Source organism: Thermocrinis ruber (assembly GCF_000512735.1).
GTDB classification, from domain to species: domain Bacteria; phylum Aquificota; class Aquificia; order Aquificales; family Aquificaceae; genus Thermocrinis; species Thermocrinis ruber.
Genome location: NZ_CP007028.1, coordinates 1,003,747 through 1,015,638, shown reverse-complemented (window position 1 = coordinate 1,015,638; position 11,892 = coordinate 1,003,747). Strand labels below are relative to the sequence as shown.

The 11,892-nt window shown below is 43.2% G+C and carries 11 protein-coding genes, 1 tRNA gene and 1 pseudogene; 8 read left to right on the top strand and 5 right to left on the bottom strand.

Translation table 11 applies throughout. The features are described from left to right. The first annotated feature begins 37 nt into the window (after positions 1-37). Positions 38-2,011, top strand: coding sequence for an ATP-dependent helicase (locus tag THERU_RS05445; RefSeq protein WP_025306269.1), 1,974 nt, complete (start codon positions 38-40; stop codon positions 2,009-2,011). Here THERU_RS05445 and thiE read toward each other — a convergent pair. Next, positions 1,989-2,561: a thiamine phosphate synthase gene (gene thiE / locus THERU_RS05440; protein WP_025306268.1), complete on the bottom strand. Its 573-nt coding sequence runs from the start codon at positions 2,559-2,561 to the stop codon at positions 1,989-1,991. The two genes, THERU_RS05445 and thiE, sit on opposite strands and share 23 nt — an antisense overlap. A gap of 18 nt (positions 2,562-2,579) precedes the next feature. On the opposite strand from thiE, the gene eno reads away from it, so the two are divergent. Together eno and THERU_RS05430 are read left to right on the top strand one after the other, a co-directional pair. Continuing rightward, a complete protein-coding gene (eno, locus tag THERU_RS05435; protein ID WP_025306267.1) occupies positions 2,580-3,866 on the top strand; it encodes a phosphopyruvate hydratase in 1,287 nt (428 codons plus the stop codon). Next, positions 3,814-4,134 carry a septum formation initiator family protein gene (locus tag THERU_RS05430; RefSeq protein ID WP_038532164.1) on the top strand — a complete coding sequence of 107 codons (321 nt, stop codon included), beginning with the start codon at positions 3,814-3,816 and terminating at the stop codon, positions 4,132-4,134. The genes eno and THERU_RS05430 overlap by 53 nt, the downstream gene beginning before the upstream one ends. On the opposite strand, the gene THERU_RS05425 is transcribed toward THERU_RS05430, so the two are convergent. Genes THERU_RS05425 through THERU_RS05410 form a run of 4 tightly spaced genes read right to left on the bottom strand, consistent with a single transcriptional unit; the run spans position 4,124 to position 8,069 of the window. Beyond that, positions 4,124-5,437 (bottom strand): sensor histidine kinase, encoded by a 1,314-nt coding sequence (locus THERU_RS05425; RefSeq protein WP_025306265.1) that lies wholly within the window; start codon positions 5,435-5,437, stop codon positions 4,124-4,126. The two genes, THERU_RS05430 and THERU_RS05425, sit on opposite strands and share 11 nt — an antisense overlap. After that, complete coding sequence (locus tag THERU_RS05420; protein WP_245565801.1) at positions 5,427-6,056, bottom strand: response regulator transcription factor; 630 nt, start codon at positions 6,054-6,056, stop codon at positions 5,427-5,429. Before THERU_RS05420 ends, THERU_RS05425 begins: the two co-directional genes overlap by 11 nt. Positions 6,057-6,078: 22 nt before the next feature. Next, entirely contained in the window at positions 6,079-7,500 is a 1,422-nt protein-coding gene (locus THERU_RS05415; RefSeq protein ID WP_025306263.1) for a hypothetical protein, read from the bottom strand. Next, complete coding sequence (locus THERU_RS05410; protein WP_025306262.1) at positions 7,497-8,069, bottom strand: GTP-binding protein; 573 nt, start codon at positions 8,067-8,069, stop codon at positions 7,497-7,499. The genes THERU_RS05415 and THERU_RS05410 overlap by 4 nt, the downstream gene beginning before the upstream one ends. 64 nt (positions 8,070-8,133) lie before the next feature. On the opposite strand from THERU_RS05410, the gene atpA reads away from it, so the two are divergent. The 5 genes and pseudogenes from atpA to dcd all read left to right on the top strand — a co-directional run bounded on the left by atpA (position 8,134) and on the right by dcd (position 11,787). Next, entirely contained in the window at positions 8,134-9,645 is a 1,512-nt protein-coding gene (gene atpA / locus THERU_RS05405) for a F0F1 ATP synthase subunit alpha (protein WP_025306261.1), read from the top strand. Beyond that, positions 9,642-10,433 (top strand): DUF72 domain-containing protein, encoded by a 792-nt coding sequence (locus THERU_RS05400; RefSeq protein WP_025306260.1) that lies wholly within the window; start codon positions 9,642-9,644, stop codon positions 10,431-10,433. The genes atpA and THERU_RS05400 overlap by 4 nt, the downstream gene beginning before the upstream one ends. Continuing rightward, a pseudogene (locus THERU_RS08800) lies at positions 10,424-11,065 on the top strand (aminotransferase class IV); the annotation flags it as partial. The gene THERU_RS05400 and the pseudogene THERU_RS08800, both read left to right, overlap by 10 nt. An 81-nt stretch (positions 11,066-11,146) precedes the next feature. Next, positions 11,147-11,231, top strand: a tRNA-Leu gene (locus tag THERU_RS05395). 10 nt (positions 11,232-11,241) lie between these two features. After that, entirely contained in the window at positions 11,242-11,787 is a 546-nt protein-coding gene (gene dcd, locus THERU_RS05390) for a dCTP deaminase (RefSeq protein ID WP_025306259.1), read from the top strand. Positions 11,788-11,892: the final 105 nt, after the last annotated feature.

Genomic DNA, 11,892 nt, shown 5'->3' with positions numbered 1-11,892 from the left:
AGTTTATTTCTTGCTAAGATAATAGATAATAATCTCAATGGATAAGCTCAATCCATCCCAAGAGAGAGTGGTAAGACACTTTGGCTCTCCCATTATGGTTATTGCAGGTGCAGGGTCAGGAAAAACAAAAACCCTTGCCCACAAAGTGGAATATCTTCTTAATGAGCTTTCCCTTAGTCCAGACCGCATTCTTGCCCTTACCTTTACCAACAAAGCGGCAAAGGAGATCGCAGAGAGGATAGAGAAGGTAGCAGGCATAAGGCTAAAATGGGTGGGTACCTTCCATTCGGTAGCCCTGAGTCTCCTCCGAGAATACGCCAGCTTTATAGACCTTCCCAGAAATTTTTCCATCTTGGATGAGGAAGAGAAAAACAAATTTATAAAAGAACTTTTCAGAAAAAAGGGTATAGACGCAAAGAGGATTGAAGATTTTAGGGCATACATCTCCGGAAGGAGAGAGGACCTAAAGCCTCCCTCTGACCCGCTTTTGGAGGGACTCTTTGAGGAGTACATATACCTTTTGAGAGAAAATGCCCTGCTTGACTTTTCGGACCTTATGTGGGAGCTTCTTAGACTCTGTAAGGTAAAAGACCTAAGGGACCGCTTTGATTACATCTTGGTGGATGAGTTTCAGGACACCAACACTGTCCAGTATGAAATCATTAAAAGGTTGAGTAGAGAAAACATATGCGTGGTAGGAGATCCAAACCAATGCATATATGAATGGCGTTATGCAAGACCGGACAATATGCTGAGGTTCAAAGATGACTTCAACCCCGAAGTGGTCAAGCTTGAATACAATTACCGTTCTAAAAAGTTCATAATAGAGGTTGCCAACTGTGTGCTTTCTGCTTCCTTGGCAGAGTGGAAGGAACTCATACCCCGTTTGATAGCGGTGCGGGATGGGGAAGAAAAGCCCGTTGTTAGAAGATTTTCAAAGCCGGAAGAAGAGGCAAGGTGGGTGGCGGAAGAAATAAAGCGCTTAAGCAGTCATTATCCCCTCTCCCAAATAGCGGTGCTCTTCAGGGTTAGCCACCTGATGGATAGCTACGAAAGGGCGCTCTTTAATGCGGGCATTCCCTACAAGGTGGTTGGTGCGGTCAGGTTTTTTGAGAGGGCGGAGGTCAAGGATACACTGAGCTTTTTGAGGCTACTGGTTAATAGGTCAGACAGGGCGAGCTTTGTTAGGGCTTTGGAGGTCTCTGCGGAGGGAGTAGGAAAGGGAACCATAAACTTCATAGAGAGGTTTTACTCGGGAGACTGGCTGAAGGCAACCACCTTAGCCCTTAAGGAGCTACCCCCTGTAAGAGCAAAAGTCCTTTACAACCTTCTCTCTAAGCTTTCCAGGCTTTCACGCTCTTTGGAGAACTATGCACAGGCTTTTGAGGAGTTCTTACACCAAATAGATTTCTTTGAGGGATTGAAAGGGAGATACCCGAAGGATTGGATGGAGAGGGAAGAGAATGTGAAGGAACTTTTGAGGTATCTAAGAGAAAAGGCAATGGAAGGATACTCCTTGGAGGAAGTTCTGCAGGAGGTTAGCCTACTGCAAGAGGATGAGGAAAAGGGGCAAGGAGTAAGGCTAATGACCATTCACGCCAGCAAGGGTTTGGAATTTTCAGTGGTCTTCATTCCAAGGCTTGAGGAGGGCATCTTGCCCCATGAGAAGAGTTTAGAGGACCAAAGGGAATTAGAAGAAGAAAGAAGGCTCTTTTATGTGGCTATTACAAGGGCTAAGGATCTGCTGTACATGAGCTATGTGAAGGATAAAGAGAGTGCTCCAAGCAGGTTTCTCTCAGACATAGACAAGAGATTTTTGGATTTGTCTGCCTTTAAAAAGACCACTTCCTTACCAGAGCTAACTCCAAGGATAAAGCTTAGGGCTGGAGAGAGGGTAAGACATAGAGTTTTTGGAGAAGGCGTGGTAGTGAGGGTAGATGGAGATAAAGCTGTCGTGAATTTTGGCGGAACCCAAAAGAGCATATACGTCACTTTTCTTGAGAAGGTATAAAGAGACTTATGCCCGCTATGCCATAAGCACCGTTTTTATAGCAGAGTTTGATCCTATCCCAAGTTATACCACCCAGGGCGTAGATAGGAATGCTTACCTTTTTGGCAACTTCCTGTAGGTAAAGAAGACCCAAAGGTTTAGCCTCCGGGTGTGAGGAGGTTTCAAAGATGGGGCTGAGGGTTATAAAGTCTGCTCCCTGCTCTTGGGCGTAAAGGGCTGATTCCAAGCTGTGGGCAGAGTATCCTATCAGAAGTTTTGGTGCTATCTCCTTTACCACCTTGGGCGGTATACCCTTTTCTGGCAGATGCACACCGTCCGCATGGACCGCAAGGGCAACATCCACCCGGTCGTTGATGAACAGGAGGGCTGAGTACTCTCTGGTGATTTCCCGCACCCTAAGGGCAAGCTCATAGTACTTCCTCCCGGTAAGCTCCTTTTCCCTCAGCTGGATCATTCGGACGCCCCTGTCAAGGACCTTTCTGAGGGTTTCCTCAAAATTCTCTCCGTACCTTTTGGAGTCTGTTATGGCATAAAGGCGTGGCAGTTCCATATGGTTTAAAATAGTCTTATGGCTGTTATAGAACAAGTAAAAGCAAGGGAGGTTTTGGACTCAAGGGGAAATCCCACCGTAGAAGTGGAAGTTAGACTATCCTCTGGTGCGGTAGGAAGGGCTATAGTACCAAGCGGAGCATCCACCGGAGAGAGGGAAGCTTTAGAGCTCAGAGACCATGATCCTAAAAGATACTTGGGAAAGGGTGTCTTAAAGGCGGTTGATAATGTGAACAGTATAATTGCCAAAGAGCTTAAAGGTTTGCCCGCCTACAATCAGAGGGAAATAGACAAACTTTTAATAGAGTTAGACGGAACACCCAACAAAAGCAGGCTGGGAGCCAATGCGATCCTTGGGGTTAGCATGGCAACCGCAAAGGCTATGGCAAACCATCTTGGAGTGCCCTTATACAGATACCTGGGAGGCTTATTTGGAAACAAACTGCCCGTGCCTTTGATGAACGTGATCAACGGAGGGGTACACGCGGACAATCCTTTGGACATTCAGGAGTTTATGATCTTGCCCGTGTGTGGTGGAAGCTTCTCTGAAGCCCTCCGGGCCGGAGTGGAGGTTTTTCATACACTAAAAAAACTTCTCAAAGAGAAGGGCTATTCTACCAACGTGGGGGATGAGGGAGGCTTTGCCCCTAACCTGGAAAACACAGAAAAAGCCTTGGAGTTTTTGATGAGGGCAATAGAGTCCGCCGGATACAAGCCGGGGGAGGATGTGCTTTTGGCTTTAGACTGTGCGTCCTCTGAATTTTACTACGAGGATGACCTTTACCACATAGAGGGCAAAAAGCTAAAGGCAGATGAACTAGTAGAGTTTTACCTTAAGCTAATTGAAAAATTTCCGATAGTATCTTTAGAGGATCCAATGGCAGAGAATGACTGGGAGGGTTGGAAGTTGGTCACTCAGGCGCTTGGCTCTAAGGTGCAGTTGGTGGGAGATGACCTATTTACCACCAACATAAACATCCTGTGGGAGGGCTTTGAAAAGGGTATTGCCAACGCCATACTCATAAAGCTAAACCAAATAGGCACCCTTTCAGAGACTATGGAAACCATAGCCTTTGCCAAAGAACACGGCTACAATACGATAATCTCCCATCGTTCTGGAGAGACAGAAGACACCTTTATAGCCCATTTGGCAGTGGCTGTCAACGCAGGGCAGATAAAGACGGGTTCCGCTTCACGAACAGATAGGGTTGCGAAGTACAATGAACTCTTGCGCATAGAGGAGGATCTTGGCTGTGCGGGAAGGTTTGTGGGCAAAGAGGAATTTTGGAGATTCACGGGCAGATAGATTAGCTTTGCTTTTCTTTCTGCTTATGTTATTTTTCACCGCATACAATCTGTTCTTTGGAAGATACAACCTTACGGAAATAAAAAAAATGAAGGATAACATGGGAGAGTTGGACAAAAAGCTAAAAGCTTTAAAAAATGAAAACATGAAGTTAGAGGAAGAGTTAGAGCTGGCGGAAAAGGACTCAGACTTTCAACTAGAAAAGCTTGTCAGAGAAAAAATGCAGCTTCAAAGACCCAATGAGAGAATTCTTCTGTTTAAGGAGTGAGCCTTCTACAGAGGTAGAACTTGCTCCCTTTTCCCTTTTCACTTTCTAAGTGAATGTTTAGCCCTTGCTTCTGGGCTATAGCCTTGACTATTGCCAAACCAAGTCCAAAACCCTCTTTCTCTTTGTTCTCCCGATAAAAAGCTTCAAAAACCCTCTCTTTATCCTCAATACCAATACCACTATCTTCCACTATGATACAATCGTCTTTGTAGTATAGCTTTATGAGCCCACCTTTTGGTGTGTATTTATAGGCGTTTTCCAAGAGGTTTGCCAAGGCAAGCTTTAGGTAATCGTAATCACCCTCCCAGAGCACATCCTCCGAGAGGTATTCTACTCTAAAGACGTGGCTTTCCTTTATAAACTCATACTCTTCTTCAAGCTCTGCAAATAATTGATTTATGTAAAAAGTTCTATGACTTAAGGGTACATGAGATTGGAGCCTCATCAGAAGCATTAACTTCTTTATAAGTGTCTCCATCCTATTGATTTGCTGGAGAAGCTTTTGTAGAACAACCTTCAATTCCTCTCCACTGTAAAAGCCTTCGCTTATAAGTTCAATCTGCCCTTTTATGTATGTTAAAGGTGTGTTTAGGGCATGGGTTATATCCCTCATAAAATTTATTTGCCAAGTTATAACCTCCTTTAATCTATCTACCATATCTTTGTAAGCCTTTTGCAACTGTCCGAGCTCGTCCTCTGTTTTTGCTTCTGCCACCTCCACTTCCAAAGGACCTTCCTTAGAGATTCTTTGGGATATAGAAGTAAGATAGCTCAAAGGTTCAAGAAATCTCTTTATAATGGGCGGGACCAAAATTAGGATGAATATTGACACTATGGACGCGGTAAGTACTACAAACCTTATAAGTTCGTCCTGGACTTTCTGTATGGACTTTAGCCTAAAAAGTAAAATAACCGTGTACTTTTCTCCTACTTTTTTTGTCAAGAAGGCATAGTTTTTATAGACACCCTTTTTTTCCTTTAGGAAGACCTCAGGCTTTGGCAAATTTACCACTTCCTCCCTAAAGGGTGGAACAAAGCTTACAATCTCTCCTTTACTATCTACCACTAAAGCACCTATATCCTCGCCGGCTAAATCTTCCGCTAAAGAGCTTATTCTTTTATCAATGTCTTTATAGGCCTCTAAGTAAAACTCCACAATTGGATTTGCGTATCTTTCCATGTATCCATAGGCGTAGCTTATAAGCACATGCCTGATGGCTACGAGAGAAACCAGTGTAAAAAGGGCAATACTTAAAAGATAAAGGGATACAAAAAATAGTGAGAGCTTTTTGTTAAGAGACATTCTCTACGTTTAGCTTATAGCCGTATCCCCTTACGGTTTGTATCAACTTTGCCGGTCTGTCTCCAAGCTTACTTCTAAGGTTCTTTATATAAACATCCACTATGTTTGAGCCCTCTTCGTGAGAATATCCCCAGACCTTTCTGTATATCTCTTCCCTGCTAACTACCCTTCCCGCTTCTTGGGAAAGTAGCTTCAGCAGTTCAAACTCTCTCTTCGTTAGGTTTATCTTATTACCTTTGTATATGACTTCGTGGGACGCCAGATTTATAATGAGTTCCCCCACCCTTATTATGTCTTCTGTCCTTTTGTACCTTCTCATAACCGCTTGGATCCTTGCAAGCAACTCTTTAAAGGAAAAGGGTTTTGTGATGTAATCATCCGCCCCCGCTTGGAGGACCTCTACCTTATCTTCTATCTGCCCTCGGGCGGTGATCACCAAAATTGGTATGTCTTTGCTTTCCCTTACCTTTTTACATATTTTTATACCATCAAACCTCGGTAGCATGAGATCAAGAAGTAAAAGGTCGTAGTCCTTTTCTGAGAGGTTTTTCAAAGCCAAGAAACCATCTTGCACCCACTCTACTTCATAACCCTCCGCACTTAAAACTCTTTTAATCATATCCCCCAACTCTTTATCATCTTCAACTAATAGCACCCTCATTCCAGAACCTTGCGTATTCCTCTATTTCCAAAACTTTAAAGATGTCCCTGTAAGGATGGAGGGAGTTTTCTAATTCCTCCTCCAGCTTCTTTTTACCCAGTATTTTGTATCCTACATCCAACAGGAAAGAAAGAAAGCTCAGGATCTCTTCCCTTCTATCCCTTGGATCTACTCTAAAGTATATACTACCCTCCATCACTTTGAAAAGGTCAGAGGAAGAAAGATAGTAAAGTATGCTTTGCACCACTTGATTGCTATGTCTAAGAATAACGCCGTAGACCACATTTATAAAAAGAAGGTGCATAACCTCTAGGAAATTTTCCATGGGTTCAAAGGAAATAAGATCCACTAAAAAACCATCCCTGTATGGGTCCGCGTTGTATATTTTTAGCTTTTCATTCTCCAAAAGGGAAGCCAGTAAGATACCATTGTCGTAAGCAAAATACATACGCTCGTTCGCTTTTTGAAGCATAAGCAATCCAGTAAATCCGCTCTTTATAATTCCTATAAAAGTCTTACCTAACTCTATAAAACTGTCCGGAAGACCAGATATGAGTCTTCTGTTTGAATGCTTTAAAATAAACTTATTGATAATTTCCTCGGGCATACTTACCACATCCATAGCTAAATCTGCTTGAGGTGTTAGGATAAGGTCAAAAAAGTCAAAGTTGTATGGATAGAGGGCTATCGGCTTACCTTTTTGAATGTAAAGTTCGTAGTTGTTGTAATTATCATATATGTTTATAAAACCTGTGAATTTGCTCAGCATTAAGCTCTCAAGAATAGAGAATGTATTTACATTTTTTATACTTACATTTTTTAATATGTAATCTACTTCGTAGATCCTTTTGCCTGCCTCTGGCGTAGAAAACTGTCCTATATCTAAGAAGCCAGCGCGAAGAAGTTCTTGAAGTTTTCTTATTTCTGATGTTAAGGTTTCATTGGAGGTAAGAATAACAGAAACAAAGGTTCTACCTTCGTAATTTTGCATATTTTCAAAAGGCTTTAGCACTCTAATCGTAGCATATGGTGTTATTATCAAATTGAGAAGGGATTTGAACTCTTGATAGGCAAGCTGAAGCTGTAAAATAAGTTCTTCTGCAGATATGGGTTCTTCCAACTTAAAGTGGTATTCTCTCTCTGGAGAATTTTTAAAGGAAAATAGGGCACTTGGATTGTCAAGTATGTCAAACAGACTGTATAATAAGAGGGACTTTTTATTTATTTCTTCGGCTTTTAATCCTTCAGTTTCAGTATAAAAGCCTTTGATAAGGCCATTTTCAACGTAAAGCTCTATTGACCTACCTTCTAGATATATTTCAAGCACTCCCTGTTTGTTGAATAGATAGCTGTTTATCAGATCTACAAAATCCTGTTGAGAACTCAGATATCCAGATATCATCCTATCATACGCTCCAATTTTGATAGTAAGAACCCTTCAAGCAAGCTAAAAGTTTCCGCAACTCCCTCTCCCCTTATTGCAATTGCGCAGACGGATAGTAGCTTATCTTTGTTTATTTCCTCCTCTAGCACTTCAAAAGGTAAGGCATTTGGCAGATCCATTTTGTTGTATTGTATAACCACAGGCACCTCTTCGTATCTTTTGCCTACCTTAGGAAGATCTTCCTTGAGTAAATTGAAAAACTCTACATTCTCGCCTAACCTATGTTCCTGAGAATCCGCCACAAATACAACACCATCCACACCTCTTAAAACGGTAAGCCTTATGTCCTTGTATATTTCCTGACCGGGTATGGTGTAAAGGGCAAAGCTTGCGGTCATATTACCTACCTGCACTGTTTTTGTAGAAAAGTCAAAGACTAACGTTCTATCACCCTTTGTGTCTATCTTCATAAGCTTCAGCCCATTTAGGGCTGAGAGTTTTTCAAGGTTGGTAGTTTTGCCGGACATGGTTGGACCATAGTAGACGATTTTTAATCTTATGACCTTTTTAGCCACATCCACAATCATTTTCCCCTCCGAAATTTGTTGGTTATAATATTAAACCAAAAGCGCACGTTTAGGAGGTGTTGTTATGGCGACTATTAGCTATGAAGAAGCCTTGCAGATGCTGAAGGAACAGCTAAAGGGCTTGGAAGAGTCCATAAAAATGGAAGAGGTAGGTGTGGTTTATTATGTGGGTGACGGTGTGGCGAGGGCTTATGGACTGGACAATGTTATGGCAAACGAGGTAGTGGAGTTTGAAGGGGGAACATTAGGTCTTGCCTTCAACTTGGAAGAGGATAACGTGGGTATAATCATCCTTGGTAACGAAAGCGGTATAAGGGAAGGTTCATTGGTAAGAAGGACCGGAAGAATATTGGACGCTCCTGTGGGAGAGGGGCTCATAGGTAGGGTCATAGATCCACTCGGAAATCCCCTTGATGGAAAAGGGCCAATCCAGTATGAGTACAGGTCTCCGGTGGAAAAGATAGCTCCCGGTGTGGTGAAAAGGAAGTCTGTTCATGAGCCACTGCAAACGGGTATAAAGGCAATAGACGCCATGATCCCCATAGGAAGGGGTCAGAGGGAGTTGATCATAGGGGACAGGTCCACGGGTAAAACTACCATATGTATAGACACTATTTTGAACCAAAAAGACACAGATGTATACTGTATTTATGTAGCCATAGGACAGAAGCGCTCCACCACTGCAAGGATCATAGAGCTATTAGAAAGAAGTGGAGCTATGGAATATACCTGCGTGGTGGTAGCTTCCGCCACAGACCCGGCCTCTTTGCAATACTTGGCACCCTTCGTGGGATGTACCATAGGTGAATACTTTAGGGACAATGGAAAGCATGCTTTGATAATATACGATGACCTTTCCAAGCACGCGGAAGCTTACAGACAGCTATCTTTGTTGATGAGAAGACCTCCCGGAAGGGAAGCTTACCCGGGTGACGTCTTTTACCTCCACTCAAGGCTCTTAGAAAGGGCTGCAAAGCTCAACGACGAGCTTGGTGCGGGTTCTTTGACAGCTCTTCCTATAATTGAAACAAAAGCTGGAGACGTGGCAGCATACATTCCCACAAACGTTATCTCCATAACTGATGGGCAGATCTACTTGGAATCAGACCTCTTTAACAAGGGTATCAGACCTGCCATAAACGTAGGTCTTTCTGTGTCTCGGGTTGGTGGTGCGGCGCAAATAAAGGCTATGAAGCAGGTAGCCGGTACCTTAAGGCTAGAGCTAGCTCAGTTTAGAGAACTGGAAGCCTTCGTTCAGTTTGCCTCTGAGCTTGACAAGGCAACCCAGCAGACTATAAACAGAGGTCTAAGACTTGTGGAACTTCTCAAGCAAGAGCCTTACAATCCCATACCAGTAGAAAAGCAAATCGTAGCCATATACGCTGGAACCAACGGCTATTTGGACGACCTTCCTGTGGAAGCGGTAAGGAAGTTTGAAAAGGAACTGTATGCATACTTGGATAACCAAAGACCCGATATACTCAAGGACATTAGGGAAAAGAAGGCTTTGGATGATGATCTCAAAAAGCGCATTGACGAAGCCCTGAAGGACTTTAAGTCCAAATTTACCCCTTGAGGGTCTATATAGGTTGTAGCGGTTTTTATTACAGGGATTGGGTGGGTACCTTTTACCCACCCCGTTTAAAAAGACAGGAGTGGCTTAGCTATTACGAAAAATTTTTCAACGTCCTTGAACTTAACGCTTCCTTCTACAGGTTTCCCGATAGGGCAACAGTCAAAAGCCTTTTGGAAAGGACAAGCAAGTTAAGGTTTGCCCTAAAGGCCCACAGAGTATTCACTCACAAGAGAAACTACTCCCAAGAGGACGTTAAAAGGTTTCTTTACTCTATAGAGCCAATAGCCAACGAGGAAAGGCTTATAGCTATACTCTTTCAGTTTCCAAACAATTTTGGATACTCCGCGGAGGCCTTAAATTACATAGAAAAACTCTCTGAAGATTTTAGAGGTTTTGACCGCGCTTTGGAAGTAAGAAATAAGAGCTTTAGAAGGGCAGACTTTTACCAATTTTTGGAGGATGTGGGTTTTTCTATAGTTAACTGTGATGCACCTAAGGGTGATAAGTTTTTGGTGGGTCCGTGGGTGGGTGTGGGCTCTATAAACTACGTTAGACTTCACGGGAGGGATCCGGAGAACCTCTACGACTACCTATACTCTTTGGAGGAACTGAAAAAGCTAAAGGAAAAGATCCAAGCCCTTGGAGATAGAGAAACTTATATTTTCTTTAACAATACCGCAAAGGCAAAGGCTGTTCTCAACGCCCTCCAAATGAAACTCCTCTTTGGCATTGAGGTGGAAATCCCCCAAAGCTTGCAAAAGGCTTACGCAGAGAGGGAATGGGAGTGATCAACAGGACCCTGTTATACGGAGAGGGTCTCTTTGAGACCATAAAGCTCCCTTCTACGGAAGAAAGGTTAAAATTGCACTATGAGAGGCTAAAAAGTTCCGCAGAGTTCCTTGGAATTCCTTATCCAAGCTATGAGGAATTTATAAAAGATTGCCTTTTGCCAGTGGAAGAGCCCACCTACCTAAAGTTCTGCCTTCTTTCTGAAGGTGATGACTATTACGGTGGCTCATCAAAAACTTACCAAAAGCTCATAATAAAGAAGAGACTTAACCTGCCCAAGGCTCCCCTTTTTCTTAAACTCTCTCCTTACAGAAGACATTCGAAGGATCCCCTGTGCAAACACAAAACTACCAGCTATCTTTTTAACGTTCTGGTCAAAAAGGATGCCCTTAGGAATGGTTTTTACGATGGTATAGTCATCAACGAGAGGGAAGAAGTGTGCGAGACATCCTCCGCTAATTTGCTCTTTTTGAAGGGAAGCAAATTCTACACACCCGCGGTGGAATGTGGAAGGCTTGAGGGGACTACTTTAAGGCTTTTGAAAACCCGCATAGAGATTCAAGAGGAACGCATAAGAGTTGATAGATTGGAGGACTTTGAGGGTGTCTTTTTGTTAAATGCTCTAATAGACTGTATGCCTGCACAGATTAATGGCATAAATTTAAAAGTCCTTCCAGAAGTGGCGGAGTATGTAGTTAAAATATTAAAAGCTGGGGGTGTGGCGGAACTGGCAGACGCAGGGGACTTAAAATCCCCAGGGGAAACCCCCCGTGAGGGTTCGAGTCCCTCCACCCCCACTTGAAAGAGATGATTTTGTCCGACAGAAGCATAAAAAGGCTCATACAGGAAGGAAGGCTTAGCATAGAGCCACTCAAGGAGGAAAACATTCAGGCATCCTCCATAGACCTTACCCTTGGAGAAGATGTGATTTTTTACAGGGTGGATTTTATAGACGTTAAGGCGGGAGTATTGCCCGTGGAGAGAAGGACTATTCCTGAAGAGGGTATAGTCATAGAGCCAAAGTCTTTTTTACTTGCCACTACTTTGGAGTATATAAGGCTACCGGAGGACATTACTGCTTTTGTGGAGGGTAGATCCTCTTTGGGAAGGCTGGGACTCTTCATTGAAAACGCAGGATGGGTAGATGCAGGCTTTGAGGGACAGATCACCCTTGAGCTATACAATGCCAATAGCGTACCCATAAAGCTTTACAAAGGAATGAAGATATGCCAGATTGTGCTGGCGAAATTAGACCAACCCGCAGAAAGACCATACAGGGGTAAATACTTTGGACAGAGGGGTGCCACGCCCTCAAAGATCTTCGTGGATTTTGGCACAGATTCTAAACCATAGGTTCTCTGACTGCTCCTTTTTTAACCTTTCCCTTTTCCTCTCCAAAGGGGATATGCTGAAATCCGCCCTTGGGACAAAGACTATGAGTAGCTTATATCTACTGTC

Bases quoted from the DNA above. Each gene is read 5' to 3' on its own strand.
- THERU_RS05445 (WP_025306269.1), top strand. From the start codon at position 38: ATGGATAAGCTCAATCCATCCCAAGAGAGAGTGGTAAGACACTTTGGC.
- thiE (WP_025306268.1), bottom strand. From the start codon at position 2,561: ATGGAACTGCCACGCCTTTATGCCATAACAGACTCCAAAAGGTACGGA.
- eno (WP_025306267.1), top strand. From the start codon at position 2,580: ATGGCTGTTATAGAACAAGTAAAAGCAAGGGAGGTTTTGGACTCAAGG.
- THERU_RS05425 (WP_025306265.1), bottom strand. From the start codon at position 5,437: ATGTCTCTTAACAAAAAGCTCTCACTATTTTTTGTATCCCTTTATCTT.
- THERU_RS05420 (WP_245565801.1), bottom strand. From the start codon at position 6,056: ATGATTAAAAGAGTTTTAAGTGCGGAGGGTTATGAAGTAGAGTGGGTG.
- THERU_RS05415 (WP_025306263.1), bottom strand. From the start codon at position 7,500: ATGATATCTGGATATCTGAGTTCTCAACAGGATTTTGTAGATCTGATA.
- THERU_RS05410 (WP_025306262.1), bottom strand. From the start codon at position 8,069: ATGATTGTGGATGTGGCTAAAAAGGTCATAAGATTAAAAATCGTCTAC.
- atpA (WP_025306261.1), top strand. From the start codon at position 8,134: ATGGCGACTATTAGCTATGAAGAAGCCTTGCAGATGCTGAAGGAACAG.
- dcd (WP_025306259.1), top strand. From the start codon at position 11,242: ATGATTTTGTCCGACAGAAGCATAAAAAGGCTCATACAGGAAGGAAGG.